Origin of the sequence: Williamsia muralis, from assembly GCF_051487485.1 — a bacterium.
In the GTDB taxonomy this organism is placed as follows: domain Bacteria; phylum Actinomycetota; class Actinomycetes; order Mycobacteriales; family Mycobacteriaceae; genus Williamsia; species Williamsia muralis_B.
Genome location: NZ_JAHVCV010000006.1, coordinates 103778 through 118423 on the forward strand (window position 1 = coordinate 103778; position 14646 = coordinate 118423).

Consider the following 14646-nt stretch of genomic DNA (forward strand, 5'->3'; position numbering starts at 1 on the left):
TCGTCAGGATGTGACATCCACCCAGCCCTGTTCCTCGACCGACACTGTTCACAGTGCGCGGGAACCAGGCCGACCTTCGGACAGTCACCCCCGCGCAGCGTCGCGCCCACCCTATCGAATGAACTGGCGGCCGGAGGGGTCGCCCGCACCCGATCGAGAGCTGCGACAATGGTCCGATGACGTCGTTCGGAGATCTTCTCGGCCCTCAGCCCACCCTCTTGACCGGAGACGACGAAGCCGAATCGGACCTGTTGAACGGTTCCGACCCGGCTGCGGTCGCCGCCCAGCACCCGACCGCCTCGATCGCCTGGGCCTATCTGGCCGAAGCCGCCATGAACGAAGGCGCGACCATCACCGCCTACGCCTACGCGCGTACCGGCTACCACCGCGGGCTCGACCAGCTGCGGCGGCATGGCTGGAAAGGGTTCGGCCCCGTGCCATGGAGCCACGAGCCCAATCGCGGGTTCCTGCGTTGCGTCGCCGTGCTCGCCCGGGCCGCGCAGACCATCGGTGAGGAAGACGAATACAGGCGCTGCCTCGATCTGCTGAACGAAAGTGACCCGGCAGCCGCCGGCGAGCTCGGACTCGCCTGATACCGGCGGCTCGGGCGGCCGTCTGCTGACCGTTCGCGCGGTGTTCGCCCGCGAACGGTTGCCGGCCCGCGTCCGCGCCCCTCTGCATCGGCTGCGCGTGGCGATCCTGCCGATTCTCCAGTGTTCCCTGGCTGCCGGGCTCGCCTGGTACCTCGCCACCGAGGTGTTCGCCCATGAGCGCCCGTTCTTCGCTCCCATCGCCGCGGTCATCTCCCTGGGTCTGTCACTCGGACAGCGGTGGCGCCGCGCCCTCGAGGTGGCGATCGGCGTGACCGTCGGGGTGGCCGTCGGTGACCTGATCATTGCGGCGATCGGATCGGGCACCTGGCAGATCATGGTGGTCGTTGCCATTGCGATGGTGGTGGCGATCGTGCTCGACCGGGGTCCGCTGGTGCCGATTCAGGCCGCGAGCTCGGCCGTGTTGGTGGCAACGCTGCTGCCGCCAGGAGGAGCCGACGGGTTTCATCGCGTCATCGACGCCTTCATCGGCGGTGTGGTGGCGATCGTGGTGGTCGCGGTGGTACCCACCCATCCGGTGCTGCGGGCCCGCCGCGACGCCGCCGGAGTGCTCACCACGGTGTCCGATGTGCTCGCAGATGTGGCCGAAGGGCTGCGCCGAATGGACCGCGACCTGCTGCTCGAGGCGCTCGAAGAGGCGCGCGGAACCCAGTCGGAGATCGATGCGATGCGGTCGGACATCTCAGGTGGGCGTGAGATCAGTGTCATCTCCCCGCTCTACTGGAACAGTCGATCGCGCCTCGAACGCATCACCGCCGTCGCCGATCCGATCGACAATGCGGTGCGCAACGTGCGGGTGCTGGCACGTCGGGCGGCAAGCGCGGTGGACAAGAACGAGCCGATCAAACCCGAGATCGTCGAACTCATCGTCAGCCTCGGGCACGCATTCGAGGTGGTCAACGACATGATCCTGGCCGACCCCGGCCAGCAACCCGACCCGGCGTCCGCGGCCAGGGTGTTGCGGAGTATCGCCCGTCGCTCCAAGCCAGAACTGGTCGAGGGCAGCGCGCTGTCGGAGACGGTGATCTTGGCGCAGATCCGTTCCACAATCGTTGATCTGCTGATGGTGTGCGGACTTTCCCGCGTCTCGGCGATCGCCACACTGCGCTGACAGTTGCGATGCATGCGTAGTCATGCATATATTTGGGGTCCACTGATCGCGAAGGGACACGATGGGCCACACGCACAGCCACGGTCACGCCGGGCACGCCGCCTCTGACGACGGAACCCAGCGGCGACTATGGCCGATGGTGGCCGGGGCAGTCATCATCTCCGTGTTCTTCGCGGTCGAACTGACCGTCGGCATCGCCGTCAACTCGCTGGCTCTGATCGCCGATGCCGGCCACATGCTCACCGATGTGGTGGCCATGGTGATGGGGCTAGGCGCGTTGCTGCTCGCTCGGCACGGGAGTTCGAGCGGGGTCAAGACCTTCGGCTGGCACCGCGCCGAGGTGTTCACCGCCGTGGCCAACGCTGTGCTGCTCATCGGCGTGGCGGTGTTTGTCCTCTACGAGGCCGTCGAACGGATCGGTACCGATCCCCACGTACCGGGTGGGACCCTGGTGGTGGTGGCGCTCATCGGCCTTGCGGCCAACCTGGTGGTGATGCTGCTGCTACGCGCGGACGCCAAGGGGAGCATCGCGGTGCGCGGCGCGTACATGGAGGTGCTCGCCGACGCCGTCGGGTCGATCGGCGTGCTGGTGGCAGGCGTGGTGACGATGACAACCAGTTGGCCGTACGCCGACCTGGTGGTGGCGGTACTGATTGCGCTGTGGGTCGCTCCGCGCGCCATCCGCCTTGCCGTCGACGCACTTCGGATCCTGGCGCAGCAGGCCCCGGTTCACGTTGATGTGGACAAGATCCAGCGCGAACTCGGCGAACTGGCCGGCGTGACCGAAGTGCACGACCTCCACGTCTGGACGCTGACCACCGGTATGGATGTGGCAACGGTGCACGTGACCGCCACGGCCGACAACGCCGATGTGCTCGCCGCCGCCAGGGAAGTCCTGGAACGCCATGGCCTCGACCACGCCACCATCCAAGTGGATCCCGCCGGGACTCAAGGCGACTGCCACAAGAAGATCACCTGGTAGCAGCGGCCCAACTCCGCCAAGAGCCCGGCCGGCGGGGTCAGTCGTCTTCGGGCTCGATGCGGCGCAGCACCAAGAACGCCCGTGCACCGACGGTGACCGTGGTCGGCGCCGTCAGCGGCTTCTCGGACTCGTCGCCCGCGACGGTGGTGTCGAGCACCACTTCCCACTGCTCGCCGTACTTGGTGTCCAGCGGGAACTCGATGGGTTCGTAGTGGGCGCTCAGGAACACCATGAACGAGGCGTCCATGATGCGGTCGCCGAAATCGTCGACCTCGGGGATGGCGCTGCCGTTGAGGAACAATCCGACCGCACGACCGAAATCGGCGTTCCAGTCGTCCTCGGTCATCTCGCTGCCGTCGGGCCGTAGCCAGGCGATGTCGGGCAGCTTGTCGGCCGATCGTTGCATCGGCCGGCCCTCGAAGAAGCGGCGGCGACGGAACACCGGGTGGTTCGACCGCAGTTCGGCGACACGACGGGTGAAATCGATGAGGTCCTCGTCGATGTTTTCCCAGTCGACCCAGGCCAGCTCGCTGTCCTGACAGTACGCATTGTTGTTGCCGCCCTGCGTCCGTCCCAGTTCGTCACCGTGACTGATCATCGGCACACCCTGCGACAGCAGCAGGGTGGCGATCATGTTGCGACTCTGCTGGGCACGCAGCGCGAGGATCTCGGGATCGTCGGTCTCGCCCTCCACACCGCAGTTCCACGAGCGGTTGTGGCTCTCGCCGTCGTTGTTGTCTTCACCGTTGGCCTCGTTGTGTTTCTCGTTGTAGGAGACGAGGTCTCGCAATGTGAAGCCGTCATGCGCGGTGATGAAGTTGATGGACGCGGCGGGCCGCCGTCCGGTGTGCTCATAGAGATCGGCCGAACCCGTTATGCGAGCGGCGAATTCGCCCAGCGTCCCCGGCTCACCGCGCCAGAAGTCGCGGACGGTGTCGCGGTACTTGCCGTTCCATTCGGTCCACTGTGGGGGGAAGTTGCCCACCTGGTATCCGCCAGGTCCCACGTCCCACGGCTCGGCGATCAACTTGACCTGACTGACCACCGGGTCCTGCTGGACGAGGTCGAAGAAGCTGGAAAGTCGGTCGACGTCGTAGAACTCGCGGGCCAGAGCGGAAGCGAGGTCGAAGCGGAAGCCGTCGACATGCATCTCGGTGACCCAGTAGCGGAGCGAATCCATCATCAGCTGCAGGGCATGGGGATGTCGGACGTTGAGGGTGTTCCCGGTGCCCGTGTAGTCCATGTAGTACTGCGGATCATCTTCGACCAGACGGTAATACGCAGCATTGTCGATTCCGCGGAACGACAGGGTCGGACCCATGTGGTTGCCCTCGGCGGTGTGGTTGTAGACCACGTCGAGGATGATCTCGATACCCGCCTCGTGCACGGCCTTGACCATCGACTTGAACTCTTGGACGGGCGCAACCCGCGAGTCGCCCCGCGAGTACTTGGAATCGGGGGCGAAGAACCCGATGGTGTTGTAGCCCCAGTAATTCGAGAGACCGCGGTCCTGCAGCACCGAGTCGTCCGCGAAGTGGTGGACCGGCATCAGTTCGAGAGTGGTCACACCAAGGTTCGTCAGATGTTCGAGGATCGCGGGGTGGGCGATCGCGGCGTAGGTCCCGCGCAGCTCCTCGGGGATCGCGGGATGGGTTTGGGTGAGGCCCTTCACGTGGGCCTCGTAGATGACGGTGTCGGCGTATGAGTGGTGAGGCGGACGGTCGACACCCCAGTCGAAGAAGGGGTTGATCACCACGGACGCAGGCATGTAAGGGCCGGAGTCCTCGTTGTTGGGTGTCGACGGGTCGTCGAACATGTAGCTGAAAACTGGTTGCGCCCAGTCGAATTTGCCGTCGATCGCCTTGGCGTAGGGATCGAGGAGGAGTTTGGCCGGGTTGCACCGCAGACCCTGCGCCGGGTCGTTCGGCCCGTGGATGCGGTAGCCATAACGTTGCCCGGGCTCCACGTCAGGCAGGAAGCCGTGCCAGATGAAGCCGTCCTGCTCCAGCAGGTCGATCTGTGTTTCCTCGCCGTCGTCGCCGATCAGACACAGCTGCACACGTTCGGCAACCTCACTGAACACCGCGAAATTCGTCCCGGCTCCGCTGTAGTTTGCTCCAAGCGGGTACGCCGCACCTGGACGGATCTGCAACTGGTCCTCCTCGCATCAGCACACGGATTTTTCACACTACGACAGGTTCCGGCGCCGTGCTTGGGGGGCGACTACCCCCTACTTCCAGAAGACAAACAAGTCCCAGCCCCACGACGCCAGAAAGCTGCTGACCCCGGACAATTCGAACAACCAGTACACGAGGTCGAAGAACGCGCGGTTGAGCTGGGGCACCAGCAGGATGACAAAGATCAGCAGGATCCCGAACGGTGCGACCGGCGCCACCGATCGCCGCGTGTTGTCGGACAGATACGGCTCGATGATCCCGTAGCCGTCGAGTCCGGGGATCGGCAGGAGGTTGAGCACCGCGGCGGTGATCTGCAGCAGAGCCAACATCGCCAGCGACGACCAGAAGTTCAGTTCACCGATCAGCGCCGCGTTGTCGCGGCCGGAGATGATCACGAGCAGGACGATGGCGATGAGGATGTTGGCCAACGGACCGGCAGCGGAGACCAGGCTGCGCTGGGCGCGCGTGAATCCGGACTTGTTCACGTAGACGGCGCCACCGGGAAAACCGATGCCGCCCAACAGGATGATGACGAGCGGCAACCCGATCGACAGGCCCGGATGGGCGTACTTCAGAGGGTTGAGTGTGAGGTAGCCGCGGAGCTCGGCGCCGCGGTCGCCGAACTTGAACGCGGTGACGGCGTGCCCGAACTCGTGCAGCGACAGCGAGATCACCCAGCCGCCCACGACGAGCAGGAGCGCCCCGATCACCGCGACGGGGTCGTTGTCCCGGCCCGACGTCCAGAGCAGCGCCCCGCCCAGCGCGGTGGCCGCGACCACGGCGAGGAACACCGGACCAGGACGCACCGAGCGGATGATCTCGGTGGTGGTGGTGCTCAAGGGCGGACCAACTTCCAGTTGACGTGATGGCGGTAGAAGGTCGACCTCTTGACTGGCCGGGGACCGGGGACCCCGTCGCGGTCGACGACCAACTGTGGTGCGCCGGTCTGGACGGCCCTGCCGGTGAGCCAGGACGAAAGCCAGCGACGGTCGAGCTTGGCCCTGACCCCGGGCATCGTCATCAGCGGTTCGATGACAACGCCCTTGGTGCGCCCGCGGTAGAGCAGGTCGTTGTCGACGTAACTCTCGCCGCCGAGGTCGCCGTCGACGCCGCGCTGGTGGGCGCGGCCGAGCAGCACGACGGCCGCATCGTCTCGGACCAGTGGTAGTTCGACTGCGGCGCCACTCTGGGCCAGTTCAACGGCCGGCGCCCCGAACGGCAGCTCGTAATTCTTGGTGGCGAGCGTGGGGGCGGGCAGGACGAGGGCGACCTCGACGTCGAGGCGTTCGACGAGCATGAGTCGTGCCACCACGGCAGCGCAGAACGCGTCCGGCAACTCGGGCCCGGCGACCACGACAACTCGTCGCACATCCGGATCGGCCAGTGTGGCGGTGACGGCACCGATGATCGAGGCGCGTTCGCGCGCCGCCCGCACCGCGGCGATGCCCGGCGGGACGAGATCGTCGGCCGCGTCCTGCTCGGCGATCACGCGTAGACCCTGTGGCGCCACCGGTCACCTCACTCATCTCTTCACCTGCGGCGATCATCTTCGTGACGCCCGTCCGCGATCGTACTGGCGGGCACCGCGGATGGGCCCGGCACGGCGCCGACAGGGGCTTGGGCCACCGGGATCAGGTAATCGTCGGTCCGAGCAAGTAGGGTTGTCCCACGGTTCGGTGTGTCTACGTCACGCTCGAACCGGAAGGAGCGCATAAATGCCTGCGATCGTGCTGATCGGCGCCCAATGGGGCGATGAAGGTAAGGGCAAAGCCACAGATCTACTCGGTGGTCGACTGCAATGGGTGGTGCGATACCAGGGCGGCAACAATGCCGGTCACACCGTGGTTCTGCCCAACGGGGAGACCTTCGCTCTGCATCTGATCCCGTCAGGCATCTTGACTCCGGGAGTCAACAACGTCATCGGCAACGGTGTGGTCGTCGACCCGGGGGTGCTGCTCACCGAGCTCAGCGGCCTCGAGGATCGTGACGTCGACACCACGGGTCTGATGATCTCGGCCGACGCGCATCTGCTGATGCCGTACCACGTCGCCATCGACAAGGTCACCGAGAGATTCCTCGGGAACAAGAAGATCGGCACCACCGGCCGCGGCATCGGTCCCTGCTACCAGGACAAGATCGCCCGGGTCGGCGTGCGGGTCGCCGATGTGCTCGACGAGAGCATCCTGACCCAGAAGGTCGAGGCTGCACTCGAGATCAAGAACCAGATCCTCACCAAGATCTACAACCGCCGTGCTCTCGAACCGGCGCGCGTCGTCGAGGAGGTGCTGGGTCAGGCCGACGGTTTCAAACACCGCATCGCCGACACCAGGCTGCTGCTCAACCAAGCGCTCGAGGCCGGCGAGACAGTGCTGCTCGAAGGCTCGCAGGGCACCCTGCTGGACGTCGATCACGGCACCTATCCCTTTGTGACCTCGTCCAACCCGACGTCGGGTGGCGCGGCAGTGGGCTCGGGCATCGGCCCGACCCGGATCACCACGGTGCTGGGAATCCTCAAGGCCTACACCACGCGGGTGGGGTCGGGGCCGTTCCCCACCGAGCTGTTCGACGAGTGGGGTGCCTACCTGGCCAAGACCGGCGGCGAGGTGGGCGTCACCACCGGGCGCGCGCGTCGCTGCGGCTGGTTCGATGCCGTGATCGCTCGGTACGCCACCCGGGTGAACGGCATCACCGACTACTTCCTGACCAAGCTCGATGTGCTCTCCAGCCTCGACACCGTGCCGATCTGCGTCGCCTACGAGGTGGACGGGGAGCGGGTGGACGAGATGCCGATGACGCAGACCGGGTTCCACCACGCCAAGCCGATCTACGAGGAGATGCCCGGCTGGTGGGAGGACATCTCACAATGCCGTACCTTCGACGATCTGCCGAAGAATGCCCAGGACTACGTGCTCCGACTCGAAGAGCTGTCCGGCGCGCACATCTCGTGCATCGGCGTGGGGCCCGGCCGCGAGCAGACCATCGTGCGGCGCGACATCCTCTAGCCGACGGCAGGGCCGGTCCCTGCGCTCGCCCGGGTTCCGTCCCCGGGACTGATCTGCCGAACCGTCCCAACGGCGGCGAACGCTGTGATAGACATCCCTCAGGGAACAGTCAGTACTGACTGTTGGGAGGGTCTCGATCATGGTGGGTGCGACAACGGGCGATCGAGGGGTGTCTCGGCGCACCCTGCTCAAGGGCGCCGCGGCGGCGACTGGCGCAATCGGCACCAGCTTTGTGGTGCCGTCATTGGTCGGACCGCGCGCCCGTGCGGTCCCACCGACGGGAGCCGGCGGCGGTCGCGAGGTCGCGGTCTTCGGCGGCGGGATGTCGGGACTGGCCGTGGCCCAAGAACTCATCGAGCGTGGTTTCTCGGTGACCGTCTATGAACCTGCCTTCCTAGGGGGTAAGGCACGGAGCATGGACGTGCCCGGCAGCGCCGCCGGCGGACGGATGGCGCTGCCGGGGGAGCACGGTTTTCGCTTCTTCCCCGGTTGTTATCAACACGTTCCGGACACCATGACGCGAATCCCGTTGCCCGGCGGGGGGAACGTCAGGGACCGACACCTCATCAATGTCGAGGGTGCGGTGGTTGCCCTCGACGAACCGGGTTACGCACCGATCACCGCACCGCAGTCGATCGACGGGCTCGTGCAGCATGCCGGCGCCATCGCTGATCTGGACAATCTCCGCAACACCTTGATGACGTCGCTGAAGATCGCCGGAGACGTACCCGCCCACGAACTCGCATTCTTCGTGCAGCGCGAACTCGTCATCGCGACCAGCTGCGAGGAACGGCGAATCGGCCAGTGGGAGAAGCAATCCTGGATGGAGTTCGTCAAGGCCGAAGGCAAATCTGCTGCCTACCAGAAGTATCTGGTGAGTGCCCTGACCCGGGCGACGGTTGCGGCCAAACCCGACATGGGGTCGGCGCGCACCATCGGGCAGATCGGACTCGCGCTGGTCACCTCGGCCACCGGTCTGATCTCGCAGTACGCCGGGACCATCGTCGGGGGTGGGGTGGACCGAATCCTCAACGCTCCCACCAATCACGCGTGGATAGACCCGTGGGTGGCGTACCTGCGTGGTCGGGGCGTGCGGTTCGTGATGGGTCAGGCCGCAACCGGCTTCGACGTGCAGGGCGGGCGGATCACCGGCGCCCGGGTGGCCGGCGACGCCGGTGCGGCGTCGACCGTGACTGCTGACTGGTACGTCGCGGCCATGCCGCTGGACCGGCTCAAGCCACTCCTCCGGCCGGATCTGCTTGCGGCCGCACCGGCACTCGAGGGCATCAACCACCTGGTCGACGACTGGATGGTGGGGATCCAGTACTTCCTGTCGCGGCGGTCCGATGTGGTGCCGAGTCACATTGCGGCGCTGGGCACGCCGTGGGCCCTGACCGGCCTGTTCCAGGCGGCGCCGTGGGAGGTCGACTTCGGTCGCGTCTACGGCGACGGGCGGGTGCACGACTGCCTGTCGGTGGACATCTCCGACTGGGACACTCCTGGAATCCTCTACGGCAAGACCGCCAAACAATGCACCAAAGACGAGGTCGCCAAGGAGGTCTGGGCGCAGATGAGCCGCGCGCTCAACCGCGGCTCGAAGCCGATCCTGCGCGACGAGGAACTGGTGAGCTGGCATCTCGACCCGGGTATCAACTGGGAACCCGGCATCGCCAACGCGACACCGTTGATGGTGAACACTGCCGATTCCTACCGGCACCGGCCCACCGCCGACACCACCATCTCGAATTTCTTCGTCGGCGGCGACCACGTGCGCACAAACATCGACCTCGCGACGATGGAGGGTGCCAACGAATCGGGTCGGCGGGTTGCCAACGCAATCCTCGACGCGGCAGGCAGCAACGCCGCTCGGGTGGCGGTGCACCCGCTATGGGAACTCCCACTGCTCGACCCGTTCAAACAGACCGACCGCGACCGCTACCGGGCGGGTCTGCCGCACATCATGGACGTGTGAGCCGCGGTAGCATCACTGGATGACCACCGGGCCCGAATCTGATCCTGTCGCAGTCGATCTCGGACCACGGGAGTCCAAAGGCGCGCGCAGTCGCAACGAGATACTCGACGCGGCGCTCGAGGTGCTGATCGACAAGGGGTACGCACAGGCGAGCACCCTCGCCATCCAGGAAGCCGCAGGGGTGTCGCGTGGAAAGCTGTTGCATCACTTCCCATCTCGCGATGATCTGCTGATGGCGGCCGTGCACCACCTGGCAAAGGTGCGCATCGAGGACCTGGCCCGCCAGGTCGACTGGCCCGAGGATCCGATCGAGCGGATCTCCCTCGGCATCGACACGGGATGGTCGACATTTCATCAGCCGTACTTCGTGGCGTCCATCGAACTCTGGACCGCTGCGCGTACCAACGCCAACCTGCGCAGTGCACTGCTGCCCGCCGAACGTGAACTGGGCCCGACCGTTCGTGCCGCTGTCGCATCATTTCTCGGGCCGGTTCTGACGTCGGCGCCGCGCTACGACGAGCTGTATCCGATCCTGCTCTCGGGCATGCGCGGGGCGGCCATGCCCTACCTGATCGACAGGCGCGACCCCCGTAACGATCCCCATCTTCCGCTGTGGAAAACGCTCACAGCTCAGTATCTGCTGCCGGGGTGACGGGCAAAATCTGCAGGTAGCGCCGTTTCGCGCGGTATTTCGAACGGTGAGCAAAACGCGCAAAACGCGACTTACGCGCTCAAGCGTGACTGTGACGTGCGCTACCTCAAGACTTCGGATGTAGCGGAGATCACTCCCCGAGTCCACAGTCGCCAACCGAGAGCAGCGTTGTCATGTTAGTAGCCTTGGGCCTCCTGATGGTGGCCACCTTCATGTTCCTCATCATGACCAAGAGGACCACCCCGGTGGTGGGCCTCATCCTGGTCCCGATCGCCTTCGGTCTGTTCGCCGGCGCGGGCCTGGGGATCAGCGACATGATCACCGACGGCATCGAGGATCTGGCCCCGACAGCGGCGATGCTCTTCTTCGCCATCATCTACTTCGGCATCATGATCGATGTCGGCCTGTTCGACCCGATCGTGCGCGGAGTCGTCCGGGCGGTGAAGGCCGACCCGGCGCGTCTGGTGGTGGGAACGGCGTTGCTGGCGATGGTGGTCTCCCTCGACGGTGACGGCTCCACCACATTCATCATCGTCACCTCGGCTCTGCTGCCCCTCTACCTCAAGCTGGGTGTCAGCCCGGTGGTCTTGACGGTCACCGCGGGCCTGGCCAACGGCACCCTGAACATCCTCCCGTGGGGTGGGCCGACCGCGCGTGCCGCTGCGGCACTGGGCATCTCACCGTCCGAGGTGTTCATCCCGATGATCCCGTCGCTGGTTGTCGGTCTTGTCATCGTGCTCCTGTTCTCCTACCACCTCGGCCTGATGGAACGTCGCAGGATCGGTTCGATCACCATCAAGGAATCGGTGTTGGCCCGTGAATCCGCCGACGTCCTGGTCGGCAGCGGCGGGGGCAACGGAGGCGGCCGTGGGCGTGGTCGCGGACCCCGTCGAGGCGTCGGTGGTTCGGGTACGGGTGCTTCGGGCACAGGCGCATTCGGTGCAGGCTCCGGCGAGGACGCCCGGAACACCGATTCGGGTGACACCGCAGACGCCGGCATCGTTGCAGGCGCGCTCGACCCTGATCGCGCAACGTTGCGGCCCAAGCTCTTCTGGATCAACGCGGCGCTGACCGTCGCCTTGCTCGCTGTGCTCGGAATGGATGTCATCGCCATCCCGGTGCTGTTCATGGCGGCCGCAGGCATAGCGCTGGTGATCAACTTCCCGCACATCAAGGATCAGCAGCAGGCGATCACCAGGCACTCGTCGAGCATCGTTTCCGTGGTGGCCATGGTCCTCGCGGCGGCAGTCCTCACCGGGGTCTTCGCAGGCACCGGCATGGTGGAGGCGATCGCGCAGTGGCTGACCTCCGTGCTCCCTGATTCGATGGGACCCCACCTGGCCGTGATCACCGGCCTACTGTCGATGCCGTTCACGTTCCTGATGAGCAACGACGCCTTCTACTTCGGTGTGCTGCCGGTGCTCTCGGAAACCGCCGCCACCTACGGGATCACCCCCGCCGAGATGGCGCGGGCATCCATCACGGGCCAGACCGTGCACATGCAGAGCCCGCTGGTTCCCGCGATCTTGTTGCTGGTGTCGCTCGCCGGGGTGTCGCTGGCCGATCACCACAAGAAGGTGCTGTGGCGGGCTGCGGCGGTCTCGGTCGCGATGCTCGTGGTCGGCACCCTCGTGGGAGCCATCCCCATCTGATCGACAACTCGATCGCCGAACTGTTGGCAGGCAACGTGGGCACCCGTCGGATGGCGGGTGCCTACGCTGTGTTCATGCGGTTGCGAAACCAGGTCCTGCTCCTGCAGGTGGTGGTGATCCTGGTCAGTCTCGGTGTCGGCTTCGGCATCGTGATCTCCGGTAGCGACGACAAACTCCGTGAGGAATACGGCCAGCGCGCACTCGCCATCGCCAGATCGGTGGCGACCGACGACCAGGTGCGCGCCGAGGTGGCCGCGGGCAGCGGCGACTCGCTCGACCAGAACGCCCTGGCCGGCGGACCGCTCCAAGCCCAGGCAGTCGCCGTCGCCGACCGCACCGGTGCCCTCTTCGTGGTGATCGCCAACAATCGTGGACTGAGGCTTGCGCACCCCGACACAACCGAACTGACCCGCCCGCTCAGTACCGATCCGGGCCGGGCACTCGGCGGTCGTGAGGACCTGGCCACCGACCGTGGAACGCTGGGCGAATCGGTGCGCGCCAAGGTCCCGGTCCTCGCCCCGGACTCCACCGAGGTGGTCGGGCTCGTGAGCGTGGGGATCTCCACGGAGAAGATCAGCGACGACCTGCGCGGTGATGTGATCGCCCTTGTCCTCATCGCACTCGCCGCGCTCCTCACCGGTGTTGTCGGCTCGGCGCTGCTCGCGCGCCGATGGCGTCGCCTCACCCTCGGCCTCGAGCCGGACCAACTGGCCGAGCTGGTACGTGAGCAAGGGGCGGTGCTGCACTCGATTGGCGAAGGTGTGGTTGCCATCGACCCGTCCGGTGTGGTCCGGGTGATCAACGACAAGGCGCGCACCCTGTTGGGCGTGACCGCCGACATCGGTACGCCGGTCGCCGAGGTGGGTCTGACCGCACGCGTGCTCGAGGTCGCGACCACTCCGGTGCAGACGCCGCGGTCGGCCGCAGTGGGTGACCGTGTGGTGCTGGTCAGTTCCCACCGGGTGCGGCGCGACGGCACAGATCTCGGCATCGTGCTGTCGGTGGTGGACCGCACCGACGTGGAAGCCCTTACCCGACAACTCGATTCGATCAAGTCGATGACCGATGCGCTCCGCGCTCAGAGGCACGAATCGGCCAACCGGATGCACGTCACCGCCGGCCTGCTGCGGCAAGGCGATGCCGGCGCCGCGCTCGACTATCTGGACGAGGTGATGGGCACAGGGCCGTACGGCATCGACCTGCCCGGCAGCGAGAACATCAACGAGCCGCACCTGCGGGCATTCCTCGACGCCAAGGCAGCCTCGGCCCGCGAGCGCGGCGTACTGCTCACGCTGGGGCCGCAGACGTTGGTCTCCGGCACATTGCAGGACCCGGTGGCGGCAACGACCATCGTGGGCAACCTCATCGACAACGCATTGGAGGCTGCCTCCGGCGGGACACTAGAGGCCGCCTCTGGCGGGACAACACAGGCCGCCTCCGGCGGGGCGCCCGCGCAGGTCGAGGTGGAACTGATCGTCGCAGACGACACCTTGCTGGTGGTCGTGTCGGATTCTGGACCCGGTGTGGGGCTCGCCGATCCGCAGCAGGTCTTCACCGAAGGCGTCACCACCCACAAGGACGACTCCGTGCCCGGCGGGCGTGGGATGGGTCTGGCGCTCTCGCGTCAGCTGGCCCGAACCCGCGGCGGGGACCTGACACTCGTCGACGCGGGCGGCGCGGCCAGACAACCCGACAACGTCCTCGGTGGCGCCGTCTTCGTCGCGCGGCTGCCCAGGATGCTGAGCCCGCACGAACCAGCCGAACCGCTGGACGAGGAGCCGGTGCGATGACAGCCCGGGAGTTCAGGGTGCTCATCGTGGACGACGACTTCCGGGTCGCCGGTCTGCACGCGTCCATCGTCGAGGCCGTCGGTGGGTTCTCGGTGGCAGGCACAGCGGGTGGTCGCGAGCAGGCCCTGTCCGTCCTCGCCGAACAACCCGACATCGACCTCGCCCTCATCGACGTCCACCTGCCCGACGGTTCCGGGCTCGAACTGGCGGCCCAGATCGGCTGCGACACGTTTGTCGTCAGCGCCGAGACCGACAGCGCCGCCATCCGGCGCGCGTTCCGCGGTGGGGCGCTGACCTACCTGATCAAACCGTTCGAGAACACCGAACTCGCGCGTCGACTGTCCGCTTACGCGCAGTACCGGCGCATCCTGGATGCACCGGCGATCGACCAGAGCACGGTCGACGCCGCGGTCAGCGCATTGCGGTTCGGCCGCGTCACGCGTGAGAGCCACGAAAGTGGCTCGCACACAGAGCAACTGATCCTGGAGGCGTTCGCGGCATCGGGCCAGGTGATGTTCGCCGACGAGGTGTCCGCGGCGGTCGGCATCTCGCCGCCCACCGCCCGGCGGCATCTCGCCCACATGGTGGCATCGGGAAAGCTGGCGATGCGCCTGCGCTACGGCGCCACCGGCAGGCCCAAACAGGAGTACCGCCTGCCTGGTGAGCGCCGATCCGCAGTAGATTGACCGGCGTGAAA

Annotated in this window: 12 protein-coding genes; 9 read left to right on the top strand and 3 right to left on the bottom strand. The window is 66.3% G+C overall.

All coding sequences use genetic code 11. From position 1 onward, the window contains the following. The first annotated feature begins 176 nt into the window (after positions 1-176). The 3 genes from KXR83_RS17665 (at position 177) to KXR83_RS17675 (ending at position 2704) form a co-directional block, all read left to right on the top strand. Positions 177-593: a DUF3151 domain-containing protein gene (locus tag KXR83_RS17665; RefSeq protein WP_023955555.1), complete on the top strand. Its 417-nt coding sequence runs from the start codon at positions 177-179 to the stop codon at positions 591-593. 25 nt (positions 594-618) lie between these two features. Beyond that, complete coding sequence (locus tag KXR83_RS17670) at positions 619-1722, top strand: FUSC family protein (RefSeq protein WP_437426111.1); 1104 nt, start codon at positions 619-621, stop codon at positions 1720-1722. A 61-nt stretch (positions 1723-1783) separates the two neighbouring features. Continuing rightward, positions 1784-2704 (top strand): cation diffusion facilitator family transporter, encoded by a 921-nt coding sequence (locus KXR83_RS17675; protein WP_437425930.1) that lies wholly within the window; start codon positions 1784-1786, stop codon positions 2702-2704. A gap of 37 nt (positions 2705-2741) precedes the next feature. Here KXR83_RS17675 and glgX read toward each other — a convergent pair whose 3' ends face one another. The 3 genes from glgX to KXR83_RS17690 form a co-directional block, all read right to left on the bottom strand. Then, positions 2742-4856: a glycogen debranching protein GlgX gene (gene glgX / locus KXR83_RS17680; protein WP_437425931.1), complete on the bottom strand. Its 2115-nt coding sequence runs from the start codon at positions 4854-4856 to the stop codon at positions 2742-2744. A 78-nt stretch (positions 4857-4934) separates the two neighbouring features. Continuing rightward, the gene (locus tag KXR83_RS17685) at positions 4935-5720 is read right to left on the bottom strand and encodes a site-2 protease family protein (RefSeq protein ID WP_437425932.1); all 786 of its coding nucleotides are present in this window, start codon (positions 5718-5720) and stop codon (positions 4935-4937) included. Beyond that, entirely contained in the window at positions 5717-6391 is a 675-nt protein-coding gene (locus KXR83_RS17690) for a hypothetical protein (RefSeq protein WP_437425933.1), read from the bottom strand. Before KXR83_RS17690 ends, KXR83_RS17685 begins: the two co-directional genes overlap by 4 nt. A 205-nt stretch (positions 6392-6596) precedes the next feature. Between KXR83_RS17690 and KXR83_RS17695 the strand changes: the two genes are divergently transcribed. From KXR83_RS17695 to KXR83_RS17720, 6 genes are all read left to right on the top strand, one after another. Next, a complete protein-coding gene (locus KXR83_RS17695; RefSeq protein ID WP_099383603.1) occupies positions 6597-7883 on the top strand; it encodes an adenylosuccinate synthase in 1287 nt (428 codons plus the stop codon). A gap of 139 nt (positions 7884-8022) precedes the next feature. Beyond that, a complete protein-coding gene (locus KXR83_RS17700) occupies positions 8023-9855 on the top strand; it encodes a hydroxysqualene dehydroxylase (RefSeq protein WP_437425934.1) in 1833 nt (610 codons plus the stop codon). A 19-nt stretch (positions 9856-9874) separates the two neighbouring features. After that, entirely contained in the window at positions 9875-10507 is a 633-nt protein-coding gene (locus KXR83_RS17705; protein ID WP_437425935.1) for a TetR/AcrR family transcriptional regulator, read from the top strand. Positions 10508-10680: 173 nt separating this feature from the next. After that, positions 10681-12159 carry a CitMHS family transporter gene (locus KXR83_RS17710; RefSeq protein ID WP_437425936.1) on the top strand — a complete coding sequence of 493 codons (1479 nt, stop codon included), beginning with the start codon at positions 10681-10683 and terminating at the stop codon, positions 12157-12159. A 74-nt stretch (positions 12160-12233) separates the two neighbouring features. After that, positions 12234-13949, top strand: a complete 1716-nt coding sequence (locus tag KXR83_RS17715) for an ATP-binding protein (RefSeq protein WP_437425937.1) — start codon at positions 12234-12236, stop codon at positions 13947-13949. Further along, positions 13946-14635 (top strand): response regulator, encoded by a 690-nt coding sequence (locus KXR83_RS17720; protein WP_437425938.1) that lies wholly within the window; start codon positions 13946-13948, stop codon positions 14633-14635. The genes KXR83_RS17715 and KXR83_RS17720 overlap by 4 nt, the downstream gene beginning before the upstream one ends. The last annotated feature ends 11 nt before the right edge of the window (positions 14636-14646 follow it).

Excerpts from the sequence above, each read along its gene's own strand:
- KXR83_RS17665 (WP_023955555.1), top strand. The coding sequence starts at position 177 with ATGACGTCGTTCGGAGATCTTCTCGGCCCTCAGCCCACCCTCTTGACC.
- KXR83_RS17675 (WP_437425930.1), top strand. The coding sequence starts at position 1,784 with ATGGGCCACACGCACAGCCACGGTCACGCCGGGCACGCCGCCTCTGAC.
- KXR83_RS17695 (WP_099383603.1), top strand. The coding sequence starts at position 6,597 with ATGCCTGCGATCGTGCTGATCGGCGCCCAATGGGGCGATGAAGGTAAG.
- KXR83_RS17700 (WP_437425934.1), top strand. The coding sequence starts at position 8,023 with ATGGTGGGTGCGACAACGGGCGATCGAGGGGTGTCTCGGCGCACCCTG.
- KXR83_RS17705 (WP_437425935.1), top strand. The coding sequence starts at position 9,875 with ATGACCACCGGGCCCGAATCTGATCCTGTCGCAGTCGATCTCGGACCA.
- KXR83_RS17710 (WP_437425936.1), top strand. The coding sequence starts at position 10,681 with ATGTTAGTAGCCTTGGGCCTCCTGATGGTGGCCACCTTCATGTTCCTC.
- KXR83_RS17715 (WP_437425937.1), top strand. The coding sequence starts at position 12,234 with ATGCGGTTGCGAAACCAGGTCCTGCTCCTGCAGGTGGTGGTGATCCTG.
- KXR83_RS17720 (WP_437425938.1), top strand. The coding sequence starts at position 13,946 with ATGACAGCCCGGGAGTTCAGGGTGCTCATCGTGGACGACGACTTCCGG.